Source organism: Wenzhouxiangella sp. AB-CW3 (assembly GCF_014725735.1).
Lineage (GTDB): Bacteria > Pseudomonadota > Gammaproteobacteria > Xanthomonadales > Wenzhouxiangellaceae > Wenzhouxiangella.
This window is the reverse complement of the sequence record NZ_CP061368.1, coordinates 1,322,952-1,348,081: the sequence shown is the minus strand read 5'-3', so window position 1 is coordinate 1,348,081 and position 25,130 is coordinate 1,322,952. Positions and strand designations below refer to the sequence as shown.

Here is a 25,130-nt window from a genome sequence, read left to right as displayed (position 1 = left end):
TAATGAGGTCGTACTATTAACCCGGCACGAATGTAGATCGCATTCAGCCGCAGTGTGCGCTTCGGCCCACTGCAAGGTCAGACACCAATTCCGCTATCGCGCCAACCCGAGGTGATGGGATAGCGCCGGTCACGGCCAAAGGCCTTGCGGGTGATACGCGGACCCGGCGCTCCTTGCCGGCGCTTGTACTCGGCCGCCAGCACCATGCCTGCGACGCGCCGCGCAATCGTCTCCTCGATACCCGCTTCCACCATGTCGTGGATGGACTGGTCCTGCTCGACATAGCGAGTGATGATGTCATCGAGCACTTCGTAAGACGGCAGCTTGTCCTGATCGAACTGGTTGGGCGCCAGCTCGGCCGAGGGCGGACGGTCAATTACGCCCTGCGGTATCGCATTCGAGAGGGTGTTGCGCCAGTCGGACAGTTCGTAAACCAGCGTCTTGAGCACATCCTTGATCGGACTATAGCCCCCGCACATATCCCCGTAGATTGTCGAATAACCGGTTGCGAGTTCGCTTTTGTTGCTGGTGGCCAGGGGCAGATGACCGAACTTGTTCGACAGCGCCATCACGACACTGCCTCGAGCACGGGCCTGCAGGTTTTCCTCGGTGAAGTTCTCGCGCGTATCGCCAAAGACTTCGGCCAACTGCTTGAGCTGCGCCTGGTAGATGGGTTCGATCGAGATATTCTCGTGCCGCAGGCCGAGTTCGGCAATCTGCTCGCTGGCCAGTATCAGCGACAACTCGGAGGTGTGGCGCGAGGGCATCATCACCGCAAGCACCTTGTCAGGCCCCAGGGCGTCGGCGGCAATCGCGGCCGTCAAGGCCGAATCAATGCCTCCGGATAATCCGAAAACCACCGATTCAAAGCCGTTCTTGAGCACGTAGTCGCGCAACCCGCGCTTGAGCACCTCATAAATTACCGGCAAACGCTCGGCCTGTCCGGCGGGCCAGTGATCGTAGTGCAACTTCCCGCCAGACGGGTCGAAGGTCACTTCCAGAAGCGCTTCCTGGCACAGCGGACCCGGCTCCCCGACCTGGCCATTGGCATCGATAGCCAGTGAGTGCCCGTCGAAGACCAGTTCATCCTGTCCGCCAACGCAATTGAGGTAAATGACCGGCAAGCCGGTCTCGGCCTGGCGCTCTCGCAGGATATGCGCGCGCTCCACGTGCTTGTTTTCGAAATACGGTGACGCATTGGCCGACACGATGATCTGTGCACCCGCTTCCCTGGCCGCTGCCGCGGCACCCGGGGTCCAGGTGTCCTCACAGACAATCGCCCCCACTTTCACGCCCTTCAAATCGACGACCAGTGGCGAATCGCCCGGCACAAAGTATCGACGCTCGTCAAAGACTGCGTAGTTGGGCAGGTCCCACTTGTCATAGCTGCCGATGACCTTGCCATCGCGCAACCAGGAAAGGGAGTTGTAGCGCCTGTCACCCTCGGCACGCGGATGACCGACGAGTACATCGATCCCCTGCGCGGCGTCCTGCACCTCGGCAAGGGCCTGTTCGGTACGGCGCATGAAACCGGGCCGCAGCAACAGATCCTCGGGCGGATAACCCGTCAACGCCAGTTCAGGGAAAACGACCAGGTCGGCACCGACCCGATCGCGCGCCTCGGCAATTCTTGAAATGATGCGATCCTGATTGCCGGTTATATGACCGACCAGGTAGTCGTCCTGCGCGAGAGCAATGGTGAGGCGGCCCTTGCCTGTCATGGCGTTGCGTCAGATCCTGCGATTTCCTTCCAGCCGCTGGACGGTTGCAAGTTGTCAGTTGTCAGTTGCAAATCCATTAGACAACTTGCGAGTCGGATTTTAGCCGATTGGACAATCCTGCCAGGAGTCGGCCGACTTCTGCAATCAATTTCTCAGAAGGCTCCACTTGACCTTCAGCAATGGAGTCGAGACTGTGTGCAGCCAGAATCAGTGTATGCAATTCAGCAAGGCTGCCTCGGGCGATCGCCAAGAATTGCAAAAAATCCTTGGGGTGCTGCCGGGCCTGGCCTTCAGCAATGTTCGCGGGCACCGAAATGACGCACCGGCGGATCTGATCCGCCAGTGCGTAGCGTTCAACACCGGGCAGTGCTCTGGCAATCTCGTAGGCGGCCGGAACCAACTCCATGGCCTTTTGCCATGCGAGAAGGTCCCGAAAATAGCGCTTGCGACCCACCTACAACTTACAACTGACAACTTGCAACTAGGCCAGTCGTCCGGCGATGGCCTCGCCCAGCTCCACCGGCGAGCGCACGGTGGTCACACCGGCATCTTCCAGCGCTTCGTACTTGGCATCGGCCGTGCCTTTGCCACCGGCAATGATGGCACCGGCATGGCCCATGCGCTTGCCCGGAGGTGCGGTGACGCCGGCGATGTAGGCAACGACCGGCTTGCTCACGCGATCGGCGATGAACTCGGCCGCTTCTTCCTCGGCCGAACCACCAATCTCACCGACCATGATGATGCCCTGCGTGTCCTCGTCGGACTCGAACAGATCCAGGCAGTCAACGAAGCTCATGCCATGGATAGGATCGCCGCCAATGCCGATGCAGGTCGACTGACCCAGGCCGGCCTGGGTGGTCTGGTAGACCGCCTCGTAGGTCAGCGTTCCCGAACGCGAGACGATGCCGACCTTGCCCTTCTTGTGAATGGCGCCGGGCATGATGCCGATCTTGCACTCGTCGGGCGTGATGATGCCGGGGCAGTTGGGTCCGATCAGCGTGACGTCATCGTAGTTGCCCAAGGCAGCCTTGACGCGCAGCATGTCGAGTACCGGAATGCCCTCGGTAATGGTGACGATCACGCGGACGCCGGCGTCGGCCGCTTCAAGAATGGCATCGGCGGCAAAAGGCGGCGGCACAAAAATCATCGATGCATCGGCGCCTGTTTCGTCGACGGCTTCCTCAACGGTGTTGAACACCGGCAGATCCAGATGCTTGTTGCCACCCTTGCCGGGCGTCACGCCACCGACCAGTTGCGTGCCGTAAGCAAGCGCCTGCTCGGAGTGAAAAGTGCCATGAGCTCCGGTGAAGCCCTGACAGATGACCTTGGTATCCTTGTTGACTAGTACACTCATTGCTGATTCCTTCAGGCGGCAGCCGCTTCGACGGCCTTCTTCGCGCCATCGTTGAGATCTTCGGCAGGGATGATGTCGAAACCGCTGTCAGCCAGCAGCTTCTTGCCCTGATCCACGTTGGTGCCTTCCAGGCGCACCACGACCGGAACATTGACGTCCACATCCTTGACGGCGTTGATGATGCCTTCGGCGATCAGGTCGCAGCGCACGATACCGCCGAAAATATTGACCAGGATGGCCTTGACGTTTTCGCCGGCCAGAATCAGCTTGAAGGCCTCCTTGACGCGCTCGGCATTGGTGCCGCCGCCCACATCGAGGAAGTTGGCCGGCTCGCCGCCAGAGAGCTTGACGACATCCATGGTAGCCATGGCCAGACCGGCACCATTGACCATGCAGGCGATATTGCCATCCAGGGTGACGTAGTTCAGATCATGCTTGCTGGCTTCCAGCTCGGTGGGATCTTCCTGCGACTCGTCACGCATTTCCGCCAGATCCTTGTGGCGGAACAGTGCGTTCTCGTCGGCATTGACCTTGGCATCCAGAGCGCTGAGGTCGCCATTGCCGTCGATGATCAACGGGTTGACCTCGATCAGGCCGATGTCCTTTTCCATGAACAGTCGGTACAACCCGTCCATGATCTTGACCAGCTGGCCGACCTGCTTGGCGTTGAGACCCATGCGGAAGCCGATCTGGCGTGCCTGGTAGGGCATGAAGCCGGCGGCCGGGTCTACCACCGTGGTGATGATCTGCTCCGGGGTTTCTTCGGCAACCTGCTCGATATCGACGCCACCGGCGGCCGAACCCATGAACACCACCGACTTGTGGGCGCGGTCAACCAGGGCGCCCAGGTACAGCTCCTGCTCAATGTCGGTGGCTTCTGCCACCAGCACCGAATTGACTGGCAGGGCACGCCCGCCCGTCTGGTAGGTCTCGATGGCCATGCCCAGCATGCGCTCGGCTTCGCTGCGCACCTCGTCCAGGCTGGACACGAGCTTGACGCCACCTGCCTTGCCGCGACCACCGGCATGCACCTGGGCCTTGATGACCCACTGGCCGCCACCGAGCTTCTCGGCAGCTGCTACGGCTTCGTCGCCATTGGTCGCCACGTGACCGCGCGGTACGGGAACCCCGTACTGCTCGAACAGCTCCTTGGCCTGATACTCATGAAAGTTCATGCTTGAAAGTCCTGAAATTGATGGATTGGAAATCGAATTCGGGAATCCGCAACGCGCTGCCGCTGCGAGCGCGCCGGAACCGGCGTATTCTGGATCAAGTCGGCTAGTTTATCAAACCAGCGGATGGCTTATACTGAAGTCGAGCCATTGAAGGGCAGGCCTGGCCGGCAGCCAGAAAGCTGCATTCATCATGCAAACATGAGGACAAGCGCTTGAAAGCACTGGGCAATCTGGTCGCTGACGAGAAGCTCGTACGCCGGGCCATGCATTATCTGAATGCATTCAGGATCGTGGTGGCGGTCTCGGCCCTGTTCGTGGCTTTCAGCCCACTCAGTGACGGACTGACGGCAACCTACCGCGTGCTCGGCCAGGCCGCGGCGCTGATGTACGCCGCGGCAGCCCTTGTGTTTGTCGTCGCCAATCTCCGGAAACGTAAGCAGGTGGCGCGGCTGGCGTCTTTTTCCCTGGCCACCGACATCATCCTTCTGGGCATCATTCTGCATGCATTCGGCAGCATGGCCACGGCCCTGGTCATCCTGCTGCTGTTTACCGTCGGCATCTCCGCCCTGGTGCTGGACGTCAGAACCGCGCTGCTGTTCGCTTCCATGGTCGCCCTGGGGGTGCTGGCCGATTCCTGGATCACCGCCGCCGAGACCCCGGAACCGGCCAGCCTGCTGCAGGCCGCACTCTACGGCGTGGCAGCATTCGGAATCGCACTCGGTGCCGCCCTGCTGGGGCGCTGGGGGCGGGAATACCAGCTGCTTGCCGAACGTCGCAGCCTGGATCTGGCCAATCTCGGACAGGTCAACGAACTCATCATCCACCGGATGCGCTCGGGCGTGCTCGTGGTCGATGCCAACAACGAGATCCGCCAGATGAACGAAGCGGCCTGGTACCTGCTGGGCAACCCGCCATTCGGAAAACGCAACCTCAAGCAGGTGTCACCGGCTCTGGCCGAGCGCCTGCAGCGCTGGCGCAAGACCGGCAAGTCCGAAGACGAAGGGCTGCTGCTGCAGGCGACCCAGGCCGCCGTGGTGCCGCGCATGCTCGATACCCCGGGCCAGCATGGCACCGAAGCAACCCTGATCTTCCTGGAAGACACCTCCGTGGTAAGCCGGCGAGCACGGGACCTGGCACAATCCTCGCTGGCACGGCTATCGGCCAGCATTGCCCATGAAATACGCAACCCCCTGGGAGCACTCAGCCACGCCGCCCAACTGCTCGGCGAATCCGAAGACCTGAACAAGGCAGACCGCAAGCTGGTCAACATGATTCTCAATCATTCCGCACGCATGAACGATATTGTCGAGAATGTACTCAAGCTATCTCGCAGGGAACGTGCACAAATCGAACCGGTCAATCTGGTTACATGGATTCGAAAACTGGGGAGCGACTTCCAGCGGTATCACAAGCTCGATGGCGACCAGGTCAAGCTCGAAATTCCTTCGGCATCCATCATGGTCCTGATCGATGCCAGCCAACTGACCCAGGCCGTCTGGAACCTGATGGAGAACGCCCTCAGGCACGGCGCGGTCGAGGAGCGCAAGCCCAGGATCATTCTGCGGGTCAGCCCGATCCGCGGGCATCGCGAGATCGCACTCGACATCATCGACAATGGCCCCGGTATTCCCCTGGAGAAACGATCGCAGATCTTCGAACCGTTTTTCACCACCCACAAGCAGGGTTCGGGGCTGGGCTTGTACCTTGCCCGACAGCTCTGTGATGCCAACCAGGCACCCCTGGAGTACGTTCAGGTGCCCAATGCAGGCGCCTGTTTCCGAATTCTGCTGCGACGCCCGGAACACGGCACCCAAGGCAATGTCGGTGCCGGACAAAAGCGGGCTGCGGCCCGAACAAGCCGTTGAAGCAACCCTGAACACGCTATGATCTGCCTGTTAACTGTCCCGAAAAGGCGAGGCCCATGACTGAAATGCGAGCACTGGTTGTTGACGACGAACCCGATCTTCGGGAGTTGCTCGACATTACCCTGAGCCGCATGGGCCTGGAAGTCGATACCGCCGAGAACCTGGCCGAGGCCCGACACTATCTGTCGGCCAATGCCGACTATGCCCTGTGCCTGACCGACATGCGACTGCCCGATGGCAACGGGCTGACCCTGATCAAGGAGATCAATCGCGATCACGATCAGCTGCCGGTGGCCATGATCACCGCCTACGGCAAGGTCGAGGATGCCGTCACGGCCCTGAAATACGGGGCTTTCGATTTCGTGTCCAAGCCCGTGGACCTCGAAGTTCTGCGCAACATGGTGCGTACGGCCCTGAAGCTGCGACGCGAGGACCTGGAGGCCCCGTCACGACCCAAGGCGGCACGGGAAGACGCGGACAAGGACGCAGTCGACAAGACCGCATCAAGCTCGGCGCAAAACGAACTCATGAGCAAGCTCGTGGGCCGTTCGCAGGCCATGGAGCGGGTCAGGCAGACCATCCGCAAGCTGGCCCGCAGCCAGGCCCCGGTACTGATCAGTGGCGAGTCCGGCACAGGCAAGGAGCTGGCCGCCCGGCTCATCCACGACCTGGGCCCCAGGGCCGAAGAACCTTTCCTTGCCGTCAACTGCGGCGCCATTCCCTCGGAGTTGATGGAAAGCGAGTTCTTCGGCCATATCAAGGGCAGCTTCACCGGCGCCGATGCCGACAAGCAGGGCCTTTTCCAGGCTGCCGACGGCGGCACGCTGTTTCTCGACGAAGTAGCTGATCTGCCGCTGGCCATGCAGGTCAAGCTGCTGCGGGTCATCCAGGAAAAGAGCGTTCGGCCGGTAGGCGGTCGTGAAGAGAAGAAGATCGACGTACGAATCCTCTCGGCCTCGCACAAGCCGCTCAAGCCACTGGTCGAGAACGGCGAGTTCCGCAACGATCTGTACTATCGGCTCAATGTCATCGAACTGCCCATGCCCAGTCTGCGTGACCGTCGCGGGGATATCCGCCTGCTGGCCGAACACTTTCTCCAATCTATCGGAGAACAATGGGGAGAACCCCCTCGCCAGCTCAGCCGGGATGCCATGGATGCACTGCAGCAGCACCGCTTCTCCGGCAATGTCCGGGAACTGGTCAACATTCTCCAGCGCGCCGTCACCCTGTGCGAGGGCGACGAAATCAGTGTCGAGGATCTGGACCTGGATAAATCCGTGCTGCCCGAGGACGGCATCGACGTCAAGCCACCCGAGGACCGCAGCCTGGACGACTACATCGAGGATATCGAACGCCGTATCCTCGAAAACGCCCTGCGCGAAGCCAAGTACAACAAGACCGAGGCAGCGCGCCAGCTCGGCATCTCTTTTCGCTCTCTTCGCTACAAACTGAAGAAGTACGACATAGACTGATAGCAAACACAAGAGCCGCAACCAACAGCCACTTGATAGCCATGCGACTTTTCCTCTGCGCACCATTCCGCACGAACCTGAATCTGTACAGCTCGCGAACACTTACAGATCCGCGCTTGCTGCACAATTTGCTGAAAGCTGCGCAACAAGAGCTCAACCTTTCTATGGACGGCTACCATGTAGCCCCAGGCCGATCTCATGGAAAAGAAACTGAACTGCATTATCAGAGCCTGACCGAGGACGACATACCACTGTTCTCACAACCAGTATTTGTACTCAAGGCTGACCCGGGGATCATCGAAACCTTTCAGGACACGATTCCATGCCCACATGGAGCCGGAAGATACAAGATCTGCACAGCCACAGCACATTTGTTCGACAACACAATTGGCCAACTTCTGCTGGAGGTCCGGATAGATGACATCACTCACCCTGACACTCTTTTGGATCATCTGGACAACTGGACAACCACGGCATGCTCACAGATCATTGACATTCTGAGCCCAACCGAAACGCGGCTCAATACCGTGCTTCACCGACAGACACGAAGACTACGACAACAACCACTTCTACGCACACCCTCCCGCTCTGGAACTTTCTACGACATCCAGGAAGTTCCGCATGGTCCGAGAAGACTACTCTGGGTTACCAGAATCCTTAACTCAAGCCAACTACGTTCCAGCCAGATTGACTCTTGGACTCAGAGAAAGTCAGATAATCCGTCATTTCGGACTGATAGCACGTCATACTTCATCCATGCAGGAAACAGCGTCATTGAAGGTCAGATATCAGATGCAGAGGTAGATCAGCTCCTATCGGCGCTGACCATTTGCATGTACCATTATTGCATCCAGGAAATCTGTAATCGTAACCTGGGAAGATTGATCCTGGAGACATCGGACAACCCGGCGCTAAGTACTTCACAAGCCTCAAAAATCAACAGCGCGAGTGCCCGCTTGAACCTTTTCAAGAGTCAACTGCATGACACCCGGCTTGGACTTCAGGGTATAAGAAAATCTCTATCTCATGCCTTTTTCAGCGCCTGGAACTTTGGTGAGCTGACATCCTCAGTCGCCCACAAGATGGAGGTTCTTGACCACTCTGTCGAGGTGTCCAATCAGCTCCATCAACGCAAGTACAACCGGATTGTTGAGGCAATACTGTCAGTGATCGGCGGCACCAGCCTGATCGGTGTTTTTGTTTCGATATCCAAGTTCACACACAACCCAGAGCGCCCCGAAGACTCCATATGGGGTTTAACTGACATCGTCGAGAAGCTGTCGGTAAACGGGACCCTGTACGCTCTTATCGCAGTCCTGGCAATCACTATGTACTTGGTTCTTAAAAAGAATGGCAGCTGATCGCCATGAGTGAATCGCACAACATCATCATGCTAGCCAACAGACTAGCACCATCACCGAGATGGGCAAGTGCAGCGCTTCAGATCAAGGCCGAGCATGACCACGCCATCAACATGGTCAGGTCCAACAATACAGCGGTGTATGGCAGTAACACCCTAACCGGCCACCTTGATGACAACAAGCTTAACCCCAATCAAGCCTGGATCACACACGAAAACATCCTGAGAGAACACGCCATAGGGGGCTCTACCTTCATGAGTAGGTCTCAGGCTCGACTTGTCGGCTTTGCTCGCATGCACACTTGGTCAAATGGAGGATCCGGGATTTCGCCATACCTATTCGAGCTTGCAGAGAAAGGAGTTACTAATCGGCACTTCAGCCCGGCAGTCCCTCTTGATTCAAGCTATTCCTGCGGCGACGTCATCCCCGCCGCCCACTGGAGTCTGGATCTGCTTGACACAATTCGTAAAGACCATCAAGTGGAACTCTCACCTCCAGACCTAATGGGGCTGATCAACGGCGCATTTATTTCTATAGGCTTCTCCTTGTCCCTGCTTCCAAGAATAGAAAACTGCTACCAGCAGATTCTGATGGCATCTAGGCTGATGGGCTCAATCTCAGGTTTTGACTTCTCATCCATTGGCGCGATTAGAAAACAGCAGGATACCGGGGATCTATGGCAATCTATGGAACCACTAATTAAGCCCTACCAGCCCATCATTAAGCCCAACCAGTCTCAGCACCCCGTTTCCTTTAGAGCGCTTCCACAAGCACTGAGCTCCTTCGCACGATGCCACAGGGAGTTGCAATGCGAACTGGATCTATTACTGTCTCAACCTTCCTGCAATCCATACTTCGACTTGAGCCGGGATGAAGCCGTATCTCAGGCAAGCTTCCTAACACCATCACTGACACTGAAACTCGGGTCATGCATAGAATCAGCATTAATGATGGGTTGGCTGCTTGTGAACAGGTGCAACCACCTGCTAAGTGGTAAGGTTCCCAGCATCCCTCGCGACATGAGAGTTTCAGACGCCTCCATCGGCATGATTCAGTACCCCAAACTCATGATGGCGAAACTAGAAGAAGCCAGACTGATTTCTGGCCGCAGGACATTTGCTTCCGGTGGAGATACCTCATACGGGGTAGAGGATCTATGGACCAATTCGCTCAACTCGGCTCGCCAGCTCGACTCCATGCTGGATGCGCTGACTTGGATCTCGGCCATTGAATTGCGCATCCTGATTAAGATTATTGACAACCTTGAGCACGCCAATCCACTCAGGCAATACCTCCCGGAGGCGCTCAAATGCGACCCGGATGTGCATGAGATTCAGTCCTATTTCGAATGTTCTGACCACGCTGGAGTAAAACCATAGCATGACTTTTGCGGCTGGCTTACTAAGGCGGTGGCAGGGGTTCGGCGCCGCGGCCGGTCTTTAGACGCAGGGCATTGCGGTAGCACTGGGCGGCAGCCTCCAGGTTGCCGGCATGATCGAGCACCCGGCCCAGGGCCGCATAGGCCTCGCTGCCTGGCTGGCGGCGCACGGATTGTTCCAGGCAGGCTTTCGCCTTGTCGTACTGGCGGTCGTCTAGGTAGAGCAGGCCCAGCGCCAGCAGCAGGCCGGCGTGGTCGGGGTCGAGCTTCTGCCAGTCTTCGAGCCGGGCAATGCGCTCGGCGCGTCCGGCTTCGCCGACATCGGCATAGGCACGTAGCAACTCGTCATCAAGTGAATGGCGAAGATAGTTCGACAGTGCACGGCCGGCCTGACCGGCATGATCCAACTCGGCGCATCGTCGTGCATAGGCCAGCACGATGCCGCGATGCTCCCGAAGCTTTCGGCCCAGTTCCTTCCAGCACTGGTCCAGCTGCTCGACATCCGGCGCGGATTCCAGTTCGCGGCCGCCCGCCACGGCAGCCAGTTCGGCGCCACGCTCACGGTCAACCACTCCGGCGCGGCGCAGCGCCGGGCTCAGCAGCCGCATATCCCGCCAGCGGCCAAGATCCTGGTAGCATTCCAGCAAAAGCCGCAACACCCCGGTGTGGCGCGGCTTGCGCAGGTGTAGTGACTCCAGCACCGGCACCGCTTCTTCGACCCGGCCTTCCCCGATCAGCAGGCGCGCGCGGGCCAGATCGGTCACGAAATGGCGACGCCCGAAGCGGGTATCGGCCAGCGCCAGCATGCGGTCGCGGCCGCGACGATCCCCCTGCCCTTGTGCCGCTCGTGCCGCCGCCAGGTAACCCGCGGTGGAGCGCTGGTGCTTCAAGGCCTTTTGCAACGAGCGTTCGGCCCGGTTCCAGTCTCCTTCGGTCAGGGCCAGAAAGCCGTTTTCCAGGTGACGACGGGAGCGGACTTCCCGTGCCCGCCGCACCGCACGGGTCGGCAACCTCAGCAACAGGCTCAACAGCGAGAAAGCCATCCAGGCCAGCAGCATGCCGCCCACGAGCACCAGCAGCGACATTTCGACTCGCCACTGGCCGATGTCAATAACGACGTGACCGGGATCTTCGAGCAGTATCGGAGCCAACAGGGCAGCCGCAACCAGCCCCACGACCACTAGTACGATCAGCAGCAGGCGCTTCACGATTCGTCCAGCAGGCGGTTGATCTCGGTCAGGGCCGAACCGAGCGCCGGTACTTCGGCTGCTTCGGCCGAGCGCAGCTCATCAATCAGCGAACGGCCCCGTTCAACCCCGGAATCACGCGGGTCAAACCCCTGCTCCATGAGGTCGATGACATGATCGAGTTGGCGACCCAGCCCCTCCAGGTCCCGCTGTGCCAGCGCCAGGTCGGCCGCCGCAAGCCTGATTTGAACCTGGCCGCGAATGGCATCGAGCACTTCCTCGGTCATAGGCACGGCATCTCGTGGCTGCACACGCACCAGGCCGGTCAGGGTCGAGCCGAAGCGCGACCAGAAGCCCAGCTCCGCCTCCTCGCCCCGAGCATCGTCCTCCTGCGCGCCCGGCAGCTCTTGCCCGGGGCGCGCCGGCCACTCTGCCGCCATGGCCTGCAGCCGGTCGACCTTGGCATGCAAGGCCATCCAGTCCGGCTCCTCGACCGCCTCCAGGGCCTCCAGCTCGCGGGCGACTTCGCCACGCGCCCGATTGATGCGGGGATCGTCGAGCGAGCGCAGCAGGCGATAGGCTCGCCGAAAGGCATTCCGGGCCGCAGCAAAGTCCTCGGCCAGCTCCAGGCGCTGCTGGCCGGTTCGAAGCATGGCGGCCGCCTCCATCAAATGCAGTCGCCGGGCCATCTCCCGATCGACCTCGCGCCGGTCACCCGCCGCCTCGTCCAGGCGCCTGATCGCATCCGACAGCTCGGACTCCAGGCTGCCGAACTGCTCCGAGAGCCGCTCGAAATCATCGGCCTGTTCACGCAGCGACTGGCGCAAGTCGCCCCTGGCACCGTCCAGGTCGGACAGGTCATCCTCGAAACCGGCTTGCTGTTCGGCCAGCTGATCGACGCGCTCGGAAAGCGTTTGCGCCTGCTCGGCCACCGCCTCCAGCGCCTCAACCGACGCCGCCGTTGGCTGTTCTTCCTCGGGTTCGGTTTCGAGGGTCTGCTGCCAAATCAGCCAGCCAACCCCCGCCGAGGCTGCCAGGGCAACCAGCAATGCCACAACAGCCAGCCATCGGCCTGAACCGGCAGTCTGCCGCTGGTCTGCTGATGATGGTTGCTCGGCCTCCGACCTGGTACTCGATTCGCCATCAAGCTCGTTGGCGCCGTGCTCTTCACTCATTGCGTCTCGTTCCCGATCGCCAGCATTTGCTTCGAAGCTGCAAGATTAACGCAATTCGGACCGCCGGGTCAGTCGATGCAATTCGGACAGCATTGCATGATCATCGGCACCGCCGGCGACCCTGCAGCGCTCGAAACCGATGGCCGCAGATCGATCGGCCACGCGCTGGGACGGTGCCACGAGTACGCCGGACTGGATCTGGCGACGCAGTTCGTCATCCAGCGCCTCACACAGACCGGACACCGCCTCCCAGCTTGCCGCCAGCGTGACCACCAGGTCAGCTTCATCGATTCGCCCGCCGAGGTCCTCGGGCATGGCCTGACGAACACGCCGATAGACGTGAATGCGATCGACCACCGCACCCCGCTCCTCCAGCGTACGCCCCATCAGGCCACGCCCACCCTCGGCGGCCAGGATAAGGATGCTCAGGCCATCGACTTCACGCAGTTCTGGCAGTGCCAGCATGGCCTCGCTGGTTCCGTGCCGCGACGGGTAGATGACATTGGCAAAGCCCAGTTCGCGGGCCAGCTGCGCCGTGCCTTCGCCCGGCACGACGACCAGCGCGCGCGCGAAACGCTCCGCACCCACCAGCTCGGCACTGCGTCGAACGCCCTCCTGGCTGGTAATGATGACCAGGTCGGCCGGCAGCAGCGCATCAAGCTGTGCGGCCACCTCGTCGGGCTGTTCAGGTGCCTTGAGTGCAAACGGCGCGCAGTGCAGCGCGGACAGCCCCTGGGATTCGACCTTTTCGGCCAGCGCCTTGCCAGCCTGCTCGGTTCGGGTGACCAGAACCAGTGGATTGACGCTCATGCGATGCTCCCTTCTTGGATGAACCCGTCCCCGGGAAACAAAAAAGGCCTGCCACGAGGGCAGGCCTTTTTCGAGAATGGAATCCGGGCGTCTGGCACAACCTGCCAAAGTGCTGGGGGCTTGCGTGTTGGCGTTGGCAGTAGGGGGACGCACCTCAACAGACAGTGCCGTGGGTGACGCCCGGAAAGCAAATCGTTTGAAACACCCCTTTTGCATTGATCGTTGGATTTACTGTCGCATAACTGAAAAGAAATGTCCAGACCGATTTTCCAGTAATTTTCCGACATGGTTCAATCCAGCGCCGCCAGAATCTCCCGGCCACCGCGATCGAGCAGATGATGTGCAGCTTCCCGGCCCAGCCGGTCAGCATCGGCCACCGCACCCTCGCCGCTTGCATCAATGACCTGGCGCCCATCGGGACTGGCCAGTCTCGCCTGCAGGCGAATTGACGAGCCATTCACTTCCGCGAGTGCGGCCAGTGGCATTCTGCAATCCCCTCCCAGTTCATGAACAACCGCCCGTTCGGCACGAACGCGAGCCGCCGTTACCTGACAGTTCAGGGGTTCAATCAGGCGGCGAACACGTTCGTCGCCACGCCGGCACTGCACCACGATCACGCCCTGCCCCGGTGCCGGCAGGAAAGCCGGGGGCTTGAGCAACTGCCAGTGTTCACGTTCAATCTCCAGCCGCCGCAATCCGGCTGCGGCCAGTATCAGTGCATCGACATCGCCACGGTCCAGCTTGTCAAGCCGGGTCTGCACGTTGCCGCGCACCGGTACGATTTCCAGATCTGGATGGGCGGCCAGCAACTGGCTCTGCCGACGCAGACTGGACGTGCCCACCCGGCTGCCGGGCGGCAGGTCGGCCGGCGCGGCACCATTGCAGGTAATCCACCAGTCGCCCCAGTCGCCGCCCGGGAGCGAGGCCACCAGTTCGAACTCCGGCGGAGATTCGGCCGGCACATCCTTGAGCGAATGCACGGCAATATCGGCTTCGTCATCAAGCATGGCGCGCTCGAGTTCCTTGAGAAACACCCCCTTTCCACCGATCTCCGACAGTGAGCGGTCCAGCACTTCATCGCCCCGGGTACTCAGTGGCACCAGCTCCACATCGAGATCGGGATGGTGCTGACGCAACAGGCCCGCGGCATGCTCGCTCTGCCAGAGAGCCAGCAGGGACTTGCGGGTGGCAATTCTCATCATGGGGTCTGCGTTCTCCTTGTGTGGTTCACGGTCGGGCAGCAATGGTGCGCGCCTGACCGTCAGTTCCAGGTCGAGGTGAGCCAATGATCAATGGCCGCGATTTCTTCCTGGCACACGGCATGCTGCATCGGCCAGGTCTGCCAGGTCACATCGAAGCCGGCACTCTTCAGGCGCTCGGCGCTGGACTGGCCCAGTGCAACCGGTACGATCGGATCCTGGGTGCCATGCCCCATGAACACCGGAACCTGACGCGCCGCCTCGCCCAGCCACTCATCCAGCGAGTCTTCACCGAGCAGGTAGGTCGACAGACCGATCACACCGCCCAGGGGCTCGGTGCGCGCCAGCCCGCATCGCAGTGCGATGGCCCCGCCCTGGGAAAAACCGGCCAGTATCAGGCGTTCCGGGCTGATGCCGGCCTGCAGCTGGCTATCGATCAGGCGGTTGGTTGCCGCCACCGAGCGCAGAATGCCGTCGCCATCCTGGTTGCGGTCGATATCCACGCCCAGAATGTCATACCAGGCGCGCATGGCCATGCCACCATTGATGGTGACCGGCATGACGGGTGCGTGCGGAAAGACGAAGCGCACCGGACGCGACGAGGCGACCGACAGGTGCGGTACAATCGGTTCGAAATCATGCCCGTCGGCACCCAGCCCGTGCAACCAGATCACGGCATGCTTCGGATCCGGCCCGGTGTCGCGGACCACGCATTCGAGTTGTTCAGCGGCGATGTCGTTCATGCGATCAAGTTTAACCTGTCTGTTACTGAGCCTGGCCCTGCTGACCGGCTGTGGCCTGAAGGGTGATCTCTACCTGCCCCCGGACGATCCGGTCGAGACCGAAACCGACACCAGCGAGGAAGAAACCGATGAAACGGGTGCCTGAACCCGAACTGATGGATGCACCGGCACAGGCCCGTGCCTATGCCGAAGCCGACTTCAGCGAGCCCAACAATCTGTTTGTCGAGCTGGCATTATCGCATCTGGACACCAGGGCCGGGGGCCGACTCCTTGATCTGGGCTGTGGCCCGGGTGATATCTGCCTGCGTTTTGCGCGTGCCCTGCCACGGTGGAACATAGCCGGCCTGGATGCCGGCCCCAACATGCTGGCCCTGGCCCGGCAGGCGCTGCGATCTTCCGGACTGGAGCAGCGTGTCGAGTTCGTGCAGTCCCGTTTGCCCGACCATCCATTCTCCGGGCAGTTCGATGCGGTGGTCTCCAACAGCCTGCTGCACCATCTGCCCGATCCCATGAGCCTGTGGCAATCGATTGCACGACTGACCCGCCCCGGTGGCTTTGTCCAGGTCATGGACCTGCACCGGCCCGCCGATCGCAAGACCGCAAGCGAGCTGGTCGAAGTCCATGCCGCCGGCGAGCCCGAAGTGCTGCAAAAGGATTTTCACAACAGCCTGCTGGCCGCATGGACCGGGGAGGAGGTTGCACTTCAGCTCAGGCAGGCGGGCCTGGACAGCCTTGAGCTGACCCGCCCCAGCGACCGGCACTGGCTGGTCCAGGGGCACCTGCCGCAATGAGTCGCCGCAGTCGGATTGCGTTCACGAAGCTCGAAGCCCTGGGCAACGACTTCGTACTGATCGATGCGCGCAGCACCTCGATCCGGATGGAACCGTCCCGTATCGAGGCCATGTCCGATCGCCGGCGCGGGATCGGTTTCGACCAATTGCTGCTTCTGCGTCCACCGGCAGACCCCGAGTGCATGTGTCATGTCGAGATCTACAACAGCGATGGCAGCAGTGCCGAGCAGTGTGGCAATGGCATGCGCGCCGTCGCGCTCTGGCTGCACCGACTTGGCGAGTTCGATTCCAGCGCCCGCATCGAAACCCTGGCCGGGCCGGTGACACTGACCTGGCAGGGGGCCGATCGCATCACGGCCACCTTGCCGCCGCCAGACTTCAGCCCCCGATCCTGTGGTCTGGACGACGATGGAGAGTTTCCGGTCACCCTGCAGCTCGACAACCAGCGCTTCGAGGTGCTCGGCGCCGCCATGGGCAACCCGCACCTGGTCATGCCGTGCAGGGAAATGCCCGATGCCTCAGAAGTCGAGCAGCTCGGTTCCAGGCTGGGCTCGCACCCCGCGCTGGCCCGGGGCGCCAACGTCGGATTTGCCCTTGTCAGCGACCCGCATCGTCTCCACCTGCAGGTTCACGAGCGTGGTGCCGGGCTTACGCCGGCCTGTGGCAGCGGCGCCTGTGCCGCCGCCACGGCTCTGATCCGCACTGGCGCCCTGACCTCGCCGGTCGAAGTCGTGCAGCCTGGCGGAACGCTTGTGATAGATTGGTCTGCAGAGGGAGACCCGGTCGCCATGACTGGGCCCGCCAGCAAGGTTTTCGAAGGAGTCATTGCATGGGCGACATGAATTCACCGGAGGAACGCGACATTCTGGAGTGGCTGAGCGACCATCCGGACCTGTTCCGCCGCCATCCGGAACTACTCGATCGCATGACCCTGCCCCACGATGCCGGTGCCGATTCGCTGATCGAGTTACAGGTGCGGCGGCTGCGCGAGGACAACCGCCAACTCCGGGCCCAGCTGCACACCCTGGCCGGCATTGCCGGCGAGAACGAGCGGCTCATGCAACGCCTGCACCAACTCACCCTTGAAGTCATGACAACGGCCGACCCGCGCGAGTTCTTCGAGCGGCTGATGGCCCGATTGGGAGAGGACTTCAAGGCCGCCAGTGTCCGCCTGCACCTGCTGTCTCAGCAACCCGGACTGGATGGCACCGAGGCGATCATCATTCATGAACAGGCTCCACCGGCCTGGTTTGGCGAAGTACTCGAACGCGGCAAGATCGTCTTTGGTCGGCTGACCCGTGCCAAGCTGCAGGTGCTGTTCCCGGATTGTGATTCCACCGTCGCCTCGGCGGCCCTGGTTCCGATCAAACACAACGGCCTGCTGGCCATCGGTGCCGACTCTCCTGGTCGCTTCGACCCGGACATGGGCACCCTGTTCCTGGAGCTGCTCGGCACGACGATCCGTCATCGCCTGGAACAGATCGGGACTGACCAGCGCAAACGCGCCTGAACCAGCATGCAGTTGCAGGCGGCCATCTCCGCCTTTCTTCAGCACGCGGCCCATGAAGCCGGGCTGGGCAACGCCACGCTCGATGCCTACCGCCGCGACCTCGCGCGCTTCGGCCAGTGGTGCGATGGGCAGAAGAAGAGCAACCCGGCCGCAATCGATGTCCACGACATCAGGGCATTTGCCGCCAGTGAGCACCGGCGCGGCCTGAGCCCGCGCAGCATTCAGCGCCGCCTCTCGGCGCTTCGGCGTTTCTTCCGATTTCTCAGGCGGGAAAGTGTCATCAGCGACGATCCGACGCGCGGCGTCCGCGCGCCCAAGGCCCGGCGCCGGCTACCCGAAGTGCTGGATGTCGACCAGGTTCTGGCCCTGCTGGATATCCCGGGCGACGATGATCTGGCCCAACGGGATCGCGCCATGCTGGAACTGTTTTATGCCTCGGGGCTGAGAGTCAGCGAACTCGCCACCCTGACCTGGGATCGGCTGGACATGAACGAGGGCCTGGTCCGCGTACTCGGCAAGGGGCAACGCGAGCGCATGGTGCCGGTCGGTCGCCATGCCCTAAAGGCACTCAAGCAATGGCGCAACACCCACGCCGCCGTGGCGGGCATCGAACAGCCGCGGATCTTCACCAGTCTCAAGGGCCGCCCGCTGGGTGTACGCGCCATCCAGAAACGCGTCGCCTACTGGTCCGACCGCCAGGGCCTGGACCAGCGCGTCCACCCGCACCAGCTCCGGCACTCCTTCGCATCCCACATCCTCGAATCCTCCGGCGACCTGCGCGCAGTCCAGGAACTGCTCGGCCACGCCAACCTCTCCACCACCCAGATCTACACCCACCTGGACTTCCAGCACCTGGCAAAAGTCTACGACCAAACCCACCCCCGGGCGAAGAAGAAGGGGTGAGAGTTTGGAGGGTTAAGGTTTAAGTGTTAAGTGTGAAGTGTGAAGGGCGGGTATCTTGGGTCGTGGTGGGGCCGGGAGGCTTCAGTCTTCGGGGTGGTTTGGGGGTTAGGTGTTAGGTGTTAGGTGTTAGGCGGGACTACAACCTACTGAAATTCTTTACTCTTTAAGCCTGTCCCGAAAGCAACCACCCCAGATTCTCGCAACCCAAACACCACGCCCCTCCCCTAACACTTAACACTTAACACTCACTAGTGTCCGACACATTTCATAATAGTTTCAATTGCTTGGCGGCACAGGCGTCTTCTTCCGCCAGCCCCGGATCCATAAGCAGCTGATTTAATGGAATATTTTCGAATGGCGTTATGCTCAGAATCTGCAGCATCGAGTGCAGAGAAAGCGGAATACCGAACTGTTTCCTGGCGATCACAACCAGCAGATAGGTGGCCACGGCGATCCAGATCTGACACTTCACGGCATTCTCCGAGCGCCCGAAGAATTGGTTGATGCGCAAATGCTGCTTGATCCATTTGAAAAACAGTTCGACTTGCCAGCGGCTCCGATAGAGATCGCAGACTGTCTGCGCCGTGATCTCGAAGTTGTTGGTCAGAAAGATCAGTGTCTTGCCAGTCTCTGGGTCTTTCAGGCGCACCCTCCGAAGAAGCTTGGGGTAAGCCTTTCTGGAGTAGTAGACGGTCAACCTGATTTGTTGATCGCAGATCAAGCCGGTCGATTTGTCGACGGGCTGAGAGCTGACACTTTTGAACTTCAGGGGCTTCTTTGCGCGAGTGACAAAGAAGGCGCCGGCCTGATTGATGGTGAACAAACGCTCGAAATCGACGTAGGCACGATCCATGACGTAGAACGCAGCGCGTTCTGGGCTGAACAGGTCGAGGATGTTGACATCGTGCAGCAGACCGTCGGAAACCAGCATGAATGCTGGGATGGCGCCCCGGAGGTCGAGCAGCGTATGAATTTTGACGGCGGCCTTGGTCTCTCGATAGTCGGCCCACGGAAACAGCGAAAGGCACAATCTGATGGTGGTGGAGTCGAGGGCATAGACCGTTCCCGCGAGATCCAGTTCGAGATCCTCGTCGGCATAAAGTCGGCGGGCGGTGCTGATCAGGGATTGGGCGAACTCTGCGTAGATGCGCCAGTCGCGGCTTTCGTTGGCATCGGCCAGATTGGAACGAGAAATACGGCCGCGGATACCCATGTGGTAGAGCTTGGAGGGCTGGGCCAGCAAGCAGCCTTCGATGTCGCGCAGGCTTCGCCGATAGGTCAGCTGAGCGAAAGCCATGCACAGAAACTGATCCCGACAACGGAATGTGCGGGCATTGAAGTCGCCCTTGTACTTGCTGACCAGTCTTCGAAAGGTATGCCATGGCGCCAGGTCCATCAATTGAGAAAACACGAACTTTCCGGCGTACATCGGCTTCCCTCGGGCAAATCCGGGAAGCCTGAACCGGTTCAATGATCGAGTTCAAGTCGGTGACACCCTAGAATGTATGATAAAACGCGCCATATCAGTCAGTTATCGCCCCTTGGGCTGAAATGTGTCGGACACTAGTGACTTAACACTTAACACTTAACACTTCACACTTAACCCTTCACACTTTACACTTTCCCACCCCCACCATCCGCGCTGCCATGGCCATCTGGATTGCCGCTCTGCTCGGTGTCATACAAGGCGTCTTCATGTTTCTGCCGGTTTCTTCGACTGCGCACATGGTGCTGGTCGAACACTGGCTGCTGGGGCGCGGCCATACGGTGCCGGATCCGGCCAGTCCCGAGATGATTCTGTTCAATCTGGTGGTGCATGTCGGTACGCTGGTGTCGATTGCCGTCGTGTTCTGGCCGTCGCTGAGCCGGTTCAGCGTCAACTGCGCGCTCGATGCCCGCAACTGGGCGGCCGCCGGCGGGCGAGAGAAACCAGCCGTTTTTCTGCGCCTGTTCCTGCTCGGTCTGTTCACCGTGCTGTGCACGGGCCTGGTCGGACTGGGACTGAAAGCCACCTTCCAGTGGGTTTTCGCCAACCCGCAGGTCATCGCCCTGACACTGGTCGGGACTGGCATCCTGCTCTACTGGACCGACAAACTCAAACCGCGCACTCGCGGGCTCAAGAATACGGGCTGGGGCACGGCGGCCATCATTGGCATCGCCCAGGGATTCTCGCTGGCGCCAGGCCTGTCGCGCAGTGCGATGACCATCGTTTTCGGGCTATTTGCCGGCCTGAAGCGACGCTGGGCAGCCGAATACAGCTTTTTCGTGGCCATCCCCACCATTCTTGCGGCCACCCTGGTGCAAAGCAGGGAGGTGTTCACGACCAGCGGCTTGGGCGAGATCAGCATCGGCGCACTGGCGATCGGATTCGTGGTGTCCGCCGGGGTCGGCATCGTGTCACTCAAGATCGTCATCTGGAGCCTTTACCGGGCCCAGCTCAAGATCTTCGCCTTCTACGTGTGGATTCTGGCAGCGCTGATCCTGCTGGGCGTTATCGACCTTGCGATCTGAGGCAAAGCCACCGACCTTGCCGGGTCAATGAAACTTGATTCGCCATTCGGCCAGCAGGCTGAGACCATCGGTGTCGGCCGGGAAACCGGACTGGGCAGCAACGCTGCGGTCGCTTTCCAGCCACAGGAGTTCAACGCCGAAGCGGCTGCGATCGGCGATATCCCGGATCCAGGCCAGGGTCAGGGCCCGGCCGCGATCATTGAACAGCCCCCAGGCAGGGTTTGCCAATCGGTCGTCGACATGGAAGCGGTCGTGGCGCAGCGACCAGCGCCCTGTGGTCGTGGCCACGGAGGCCATCAGGTAAGCGGCGCGGAAATCGGCATCAACCCAGGGCGAGCCTGGAAAACGGATACGGGTGTTGCCGTGGGTGAACTCGCCCATCAGCTCCACGCTGTCACTCACCTGCCAATGGCCGCCGGCATGCGCGAAACGGGTCGCCCAGGCCCACTCGTCGCCGTGCAGCCTGCGATCACCCCGATTGTCCACCCAGGCGACCTGACCACTGAATGCCTGGCCGCGGTCGAAGCGGGCGCGCGCCGCCCAGCCTGGACGGCCATCGAGATCACTGCCGAAGGCCGTGGTGGAAAAGTGTCTCTGGGCACCAAAGTAGCGGCCATCTTCCAGCGAAAAGACAGGCGGCAGGGGGAGCTTCTCATCGAACCCGCCAAGACGGTCATGCATGGCCCACCCGCGCCAGGCCAGGAGTGTGCCCATGGTGTCGTTGCCACCGAAAACAGTGGCCCCCAGCGACCAGATATCGCCTTGCCCGGTATACGATTGCCACTCGGCGTCCAGGCCCAGTGGCCGGAACTCCTCGGCAAACCAGCTATTGATTGCCGAGTAGGTCAGCGTATAGGGAGAGGCCCACAGGGGGTCGATGTTTTCCTGCGAAGTGGGAAAGAAGAACAGGCCGCCCGTCAGCGCCAGCTCGCCACGGTGACCCACGGCACGCTGATAGCGGGCCCAGGCTTCGGTCAGTCCGACCGCATCGCCCTGGTTGTCGGCCGTCGATGCGCGGGCCACGGCGTGAAGCTTGCCCCGCCAGCTCACCGACGGCTCGAAGCGAAGGCCGAGCTGGGTTTCGCCGCGAACCCACAACTCCCTGTCGCCGGGCGCGTCACCCCCGGCAGCCAGGCGACCGAAGCCGCCCTCGATCCAGCCGGGCTGACCTTCCACCCAGCCCGCGCGAACCGCGGCAAAGCCTAGCCATTCGACCACCGGTTCATTTTCGGCCAGGACGGCAGGGGAACAGGGCAACAGCACCAGGACTGCGGCGACAGCAATCAAACGATGCATGGCAATCTCCCTCAAGGCGAACGCCGGTCTGGCGGGCCGTTGGATGCTGATTCGATTCTAGGGCAGGCGGAAAACAGGTGCAAACAACCGCGCGCCGATCACCCCGCTTCGCGGCGTACTTTCAAGAGCTGCTCCAGCAGCACTCGTGCGCTGGCGGGCCGCTGTTCGGGTTTCTTGGCCATGCAGTCGAGAATGATGGTTTCGAGCATGGTGGGAATCTCTGGCCAGTACTCCGATGGCGGCGCCGGATCTTTCTGAACATGGGCCATGCAGACCTCCATCGAGGTCTTGCCGGAAAACGGAAGCCGACCGGTGAACAGCTGGTGCATCATCACGCCGGTCGAGTAGATGTCGCTGCGCACATCGGCGATTTCTCCGAGCAAGACTTCCGGTGCCATGTAGTTTGCGGTGCCGACGATAGCACCGGCCTGCGTCAGATCCTTGCCTTCATCGACCGCCTGGCGGGCAATACCAAAGTCCATCAGGCGGGCATTGCCGCGGGGGTCGAGGATGATGTTGCCAGGCTTGATGTCACGGTGCAGCACCCCGGCATCATGGGCAGCCTGCAGCCCCTTGAGCACCTGGGCGCTGACTCGCAATCCCGCAGCCAGGCTGAGACGGCCGGAACGTTCAAGCAACTGGTCCAGGGTGACACCCCGGACATACTCCATTGAGATGACGGGCAGGCCGTCGAGCTCGAAGAAGTCGTGGGTGCGCAACACGTTGGAATGGGTGATACGGCGCGCCAGCCGGATCTCGCTTTTCATGCGCTCCAGGTACTCAGGGTCCTCGCCCAGTGACGGCTTGAGCAACTTGAGCGCGACCACGTCATCGAGCTTGTGATCGCGCGCCCGGTAAACGCTGCCCATGGCACCCTCTCCCAGCGCCTCGAGTATCTCGAAGCGCTCTCCCAGCACATGCCCTTCGGCCAGCACTGTTCGCGGCCGGGTGATGGGGGCAACATCCGCCGTGGTCGTGGCGTCGGGATCGTCACTCGCGGCGACTGCGAGCACCTGGTGGAAGCGCCGGCGGCCCGAGCGGCCGTCAACGATGGCCGTTTCGACGCGATCGGCTTCTATCAGCGGCTTGAGCTGCTTGCTCGCGGCCGGCGACACCAGCATGCGACCCGGACCGGCCTCATGCAGCAAAACCTCGATGTGCGTCACCGCTTTGCCGGACAGTATCGGGTAGCAGGCCGAGCCAAGTTCGAGTCTGGCGCTGTCAACATTGCCGTAGGCCAGGGCAAGACCAGGCTGGTCGTCCTGGTGAGCAGTCAGCCCGAGCAGGTCGGAAAGCAGCCCGGTCAAGCGGTCGGTACGATCAGACTCTATGACCAGCAGCACCCGGGCGGCACCACCGGGTACAAGGCTGGCCTGGTGCCGGGAGGCCATGCCGACCAGGTCGGGCAGACTGGCTTCCCACCCGCCTGCATCATTCGGCCATTCGATGCCGGCCAGCCAGGCCGGGCCCGACCCGACCTCGCCGGCTGGGTCCGGAATGGTTCTTTCAGACGACGGAGCGCTGTGTTCTTCCAGCTGGCGCGATAGATCAGTGACGTAGCCGGCAATCTCTTGCTGCTCGCGCAGGTCGGCGAGCAGGCGATTGATGGCGCGGGCCAGGGTGCCGACTTCGTCCCTGCGCCGGATGTCGATGGATTGCTCGTAATCACCCTGGGCGGCCTGGTCGGCGACAGCCGCAAGCTGACCCACCGGACGGGCAATACGGCGGGCAACCAGCAACGACAGGGCCAGCGCGACCAGAATGGCCAGCGCCCCGCCACTGATCAAGGCGGTCTGGAGCGTGCGGAAACCGGCCAGGCGGGCATCGAGGGAATCGATGGCGATCGCCGCACCCAGCACTTCGCCGCCAGGCGCAGAAATCGGTTCGAGTCGGGCCACCCAGGCCTCGCCACCGAGATCGATGTCCAGCCGGCTTACGGGCTGTCCGGCCCGCAGAAGGGCCAGCGTGTCGCCGGAATCGGCCAATTGCCCAAAGAGCTGTTCACCCTGGCGCATGTCGAGCGTGCTTGCTCCGAGTTGCTCACGCTCCTCTTCCAGAGAGACAAAGGCAACATCGATGCCGGTCACCCGCTTGATATCGGCGGCCACATCATCGTCGATGGCCAGCCCGGTGACCAGGTAGCCGATGACCTCGAAGGCCGTGGCCAGCGGCACCACGGCCACGTTGAACAGGCGACTCCCCTCGCGCCAGGGGCCGTAGTCCGGAATCAGATCATCCATGACTGTGGCCACCATCGGGTGGTCTCCAAGCATTCTGCCACCGGCGTCGGGACGGTCGGTGTGCACCAGCACCTGTCCGTTGGCATCGAGCATCATGGCGAAATCAAAGCCCATCTCCCGCCGCCGGTCGTCGACGAGGTCAAGTATGGAGCGCAGATCGATCTCTTCGTCATCGTCGAACTGCCCCCTGGTGGCTTCAACCAGGTACGCGGTGTCATGCGGGTCGGCGGCCAGCAGGTCGGTGGTGAGCGCCAGCTCACGCGCCCGCGAGGTTTGCAGATACCGCTGCATGGCCTGGGTTGCTTCCAGCGAATCGCTGACCGCCTCCGAGGCAATGCGCTGGCTCATCAGCCAGGTTGCGCCAATCGCGATGGTCACGGCCAGGCTGACCAGAACAACCGTGACGATGGCGATTCTCGCGGCGAGTGAGTTCATGACA

Annotated in this window: 22 protein-coding genes; 10 read left to right on the top strand and 12 right to left on the bottom strand. The window is 61.3% G+C overall.

Annotated features, from left to right (window positions below; genetic code table 11):
- Nucleotides 1–77: 77 nt before the first annotated feature.
- The 4 genes from IC757_RS05850 to sucC form a co-directional block, all read right to left on the bottom strand.
- Nucleotides 78–1,721: an NAD+ synthase gene (locus tag IC757_RS05850; protein WP_190976432.1), complete on the bottom strand. Its 1,644-nt coding sequence runs from the start codon at nt 1,719–1,721 to the stop codon at nt 78–80.
- 76 nt (nt 1,722–1,797) lie between these two features.
- The gene (locus IC757_RS05845; RefSeq protein ID WP_190976431.1) at nt 1,798–2,175 is read right to left on the bottom strand and encodes a four helix bundle protein; all 378 of its coding nucleotides are present in this window, start codon (nt 2,173–2,175) and stop codon (nt 1,798–1,800) included.
- Nucleotides 2,176–2,202: 27 nt separating this feature from the next.
- A complete protein-coding gene (gene sucD, locus IC757_RS05840) occupies nt 2,203–3,075 on the bottom strand; it encodes a succinate--CoA ligase subunit alpha (protein WP_190976430.1) in 873 nt (290 codons plus the stop codon).
- A gap of 11 nt (nt 3,076–3,086) precedes the next feature.
- Complete coding sequence (gene sucC / locus IC757_RS05835) at nt 3,087–4,250, bottom strand: ADP-forming succinate--CoA ligase subunit beta (protein ID WP_190976429.1); 1,164 nt, start codon at nt 4,248–4,250, stop codon at nt 3,087–3,089.
- Between the two features lie 212 nt (nt 4,251–4,462).
- On the opposite strand from sucC, the gene IC757_RS05830 reads away from it, so the two are divergent.
- From IC757_RS05830 to IC757_RS05815, 4 genes are read left to right on the top strand one after another with little or no spacing between them, the layout of a single operon-like run.
- Entirely contained in the window at nt 4,463–6,115 is a 1,653-nt protein-coding gene (locus IC757_RS05830; RefSeq protein ID WP_190976428.1) for a two-component system sensor histidine kinase NtrB, read from the top strand.
- Between the two features lie 56 nt (nt 6,116–6,171).
- Nucleotides 6,172–7,587, top strand: a complete 1,416-nt coding sequence (locus IC757_RS05825; protein WP_190976427.1) for a sigma-54-dependent transcriptional regulator — start codon at nt 6,172–6,174, stop codon at nt 7,585–7,587.
- A gap of 41 nt (nt 7,588–7,628) precedes the next feature.
- A complete protein-coding gene (locus tag IC757_RS05820) occupies nt 7,629–8,948 on the top strand; it encodes a hypothetical protein (RefSeq protein WP_223846270.1) in 1,320 nt (439 codons plus the stop codon).
- A gap of 5 nt (nt 8,949–8,953) precedes the next feature.
- Complete coding sequence (locus IC757_RS05815; protein ID WP_190976425.1) at nt 8,954–10,327, top strand: aromatic amino acid lyase; 1,374 nt, start codon at nt 8,954–8,956, stop codon at nt 10,325–10,327.
- Nucleotides 10,328–10,349: 22 nt separating this feature from the next.
- Here IC757_RS05815 and IC757_RS05810 read toward each other — a convergent pair whose 3' ends face one another.
- From IC757_RS05810 to IC757_RS05790, 5 genes are all read right to left on the bottom strand, one after another.
- Complete coding sequence (locus IC757_RS05810; RefSeq protein ID WP_190976424.1) at nt 10,350–11,534, bottom strand: heme biosynthesis protein HemY; 1,185 nt, start codon at nt 11,532–11,534, stop codon at nt 10,350–10,352.
- Nucleotides 11,531–12,688: a uroporphyrinogen-III C-methyltransferase gene (locus IC757_RS05805; protein ID WP_190976423.1), complete on the bottom strand. Its 1,158-nt coding sequence runs from the start codon at nt 12,686–12,688 to the stop codon at nt 11,531–11,533. The genes IC757_RS05810 and IC757_RS05805 overlap by 4 nt, the downstream gene beginning before the upstream one ends.
- Before the next feature lie 45 nt (nt 12,689–12,733).
- The gene (locus tag IC757_RS05800) at nt 12,734–13,498 is read right to left on the bottom strand and encodes a uroporphyrinogen-III synthase (RefSeq protein WP_190976422.1); all 765 of its coding nucleotides are present in this window, start codon (nt 13,496–13,498) and stop codon (nt 12,734–12,736) included.
- Between the two features lie 290 nt (nt 13,499–13,788).
- The gene (gene hemC, locus IC757_RS05795; RefSeq protein ID WP_190976421.1) at nt 13,789–14,700 is read right to left on the bottom strand and encodes a hydroxymethylbilane synthase; all 912 of its coding nucleotides are present in this window, start codon (nt 14,698–14,700) and stop codon (nt 13,789–13,791) included.
- Between the two features lie 59 nt (nt 14,701–14,759).
- A complete protein-coding gene (locus IC757_RS05790) occupies nt 14,760–15,440 on the bottom strand; it encodes an alpha/beta hydrolase (RefSeq protein ID WP_190976420.1) in 681 nt (226 codons plus the stop codon).
- On the opposite strand from IC757_RS05790, the gene lptM reads away from it, so the two are divergent.
- From lptM to xerC, 5 genes are read left to right on the top strand one after another with little or no spacing between them, the layout of a single operon-like run.
- Nucleotides 15,439–15,585: an LPS translocon maturation chaperone LptM gene (lptM, locus tag IC757_RS05785; RefSeq protein WP_190976419.1), complete on the top strand. Its 147-nt coding sequence runs from the start codon at nt 15,439–15,441 to the stop codon at nt 15,583–15,585. The two genes, IC757_RS05790 and lptM, sit on opposite strands and share 2 nt — an antisense overlap.
- Nucleotides 15,569–16,231: a class I SAM-dependent methyltransferase gene (locus IC757_RS05780; protein ID WP_190976418.1), complete on the top strand. Its 663-nt coding sequence runs from the start codon at nt 15,569–15,571 to the stop codon at nt 16,229–16,231. The genes lptM and IC757_RS05780 overlap by 17 nt, the downstream gene beginning before the upstream one ends.
- Nucleotides 16,228–17,073, top strand: a complete 846-nt coding sequence (gene dapF / locus IC757_RS05775; protein WP_190976417.1) for a diaminopimelate epimerase — start codon at nt 16,228–16,230, stop codon at nt 17,071–17,073. Before IC757_RS05780 ends, dapF begins: the two co-directional genes overlap by 4 nt.
- Nucleotides 17,061–17,741: a DUF484 family protein gene (locus IC757_RS05770; RefSeq protein ID WP_190976416.1), complete on the top strand. Its 681-nt coding sequence runs from the start codon at nt 17,061–17,063 to the stop codon at nt 17,739–17,741. Before dapF ends, IC757_RS05770 begins: the two co-directional genes overlap by 13 nt.
- A gap of 6 nt (nt 17,742–17,747) precedes the next feature.
- The gene (xerC, locus tag IC757_RS05765; RefSeq protein ID WP_190976415.1) at nt 17,748–18,644 is read left to right on the top strand and encodes a tyrosine recombinase XerC; all 897 of its coding nucleotides are present in this window, start codon (nt 17,748–17,750) and stop codon (nt 18,642–18,644) included.
- A gap of 265 nt (nt 18,645–18,909) precedes the next feature.
- Here the strand turns inward: xerC and IC757_RS05760 are convergent, their stop codons facing one another.
- Nucleotides 18,910–20,073, bottom strand: coding sequence for an IS4 family transposase (locus IC757_RS05760; RefSeq protein ID WP_190976414.1), 1,164 nt, complete (start codon nt 20,071–20,073; stop codon nt 18,910–18,912).
- A 218-nt stretch (nt 20,074–20,291) separates the two neighbouring features.
- Between IC757_RS05760 and IC757_RS05755 the strand changes: the two genes are divergently transcribed.
- The gene (locus IC757_RS05755) at nt 20,292–21,155 is read left to right on the top strand and encodes an undecaprenyl-diphosphate phosphatase (protein WP_190976413.1); all 864 of its coding nucleotides are present in this window, start codon (nt 20,292–20,294) and stop codon (nt 21,153–21,155) included.
- Nucleotides 21,156–21,179: 24 nt separating this feature from the next.
- On the opposite strand, the gene IC757_RS05750 is transcribed toward IC757_RS05755, so the two are convergent.
- Both IC757_RS05750 and IC757_RS05745 read right to left on the bottom strand, forming a co-directional pair.
- Nucleotides 21,180–22,451 carry a hypothetical protein gene (locus IC757_RS05750; RefSeq protein ID WP_190976412.1) on the bottom strand — a complete coding sequence of 424 codons (1,272 nt, stop codon included), beginning with the start codon at nt 22,449–22,451 and terminating at the stop codon, nt 21,180–21,182.
- A 98-nt stretch (nt 22,452–22,549) separates the two neighbouring features.
- Entirely contained in the window at nt 22,550–25,126 is a 2,577-nt protein-coding gene (locus IC757_RS05745) for a protein kinase domain-containing protein (RefSeq protein ID WP_190976411.1), read from the bottom strand.
- Between the last annotated feature and the right edge of the window lie 4 nt (nt 25,127–25,130).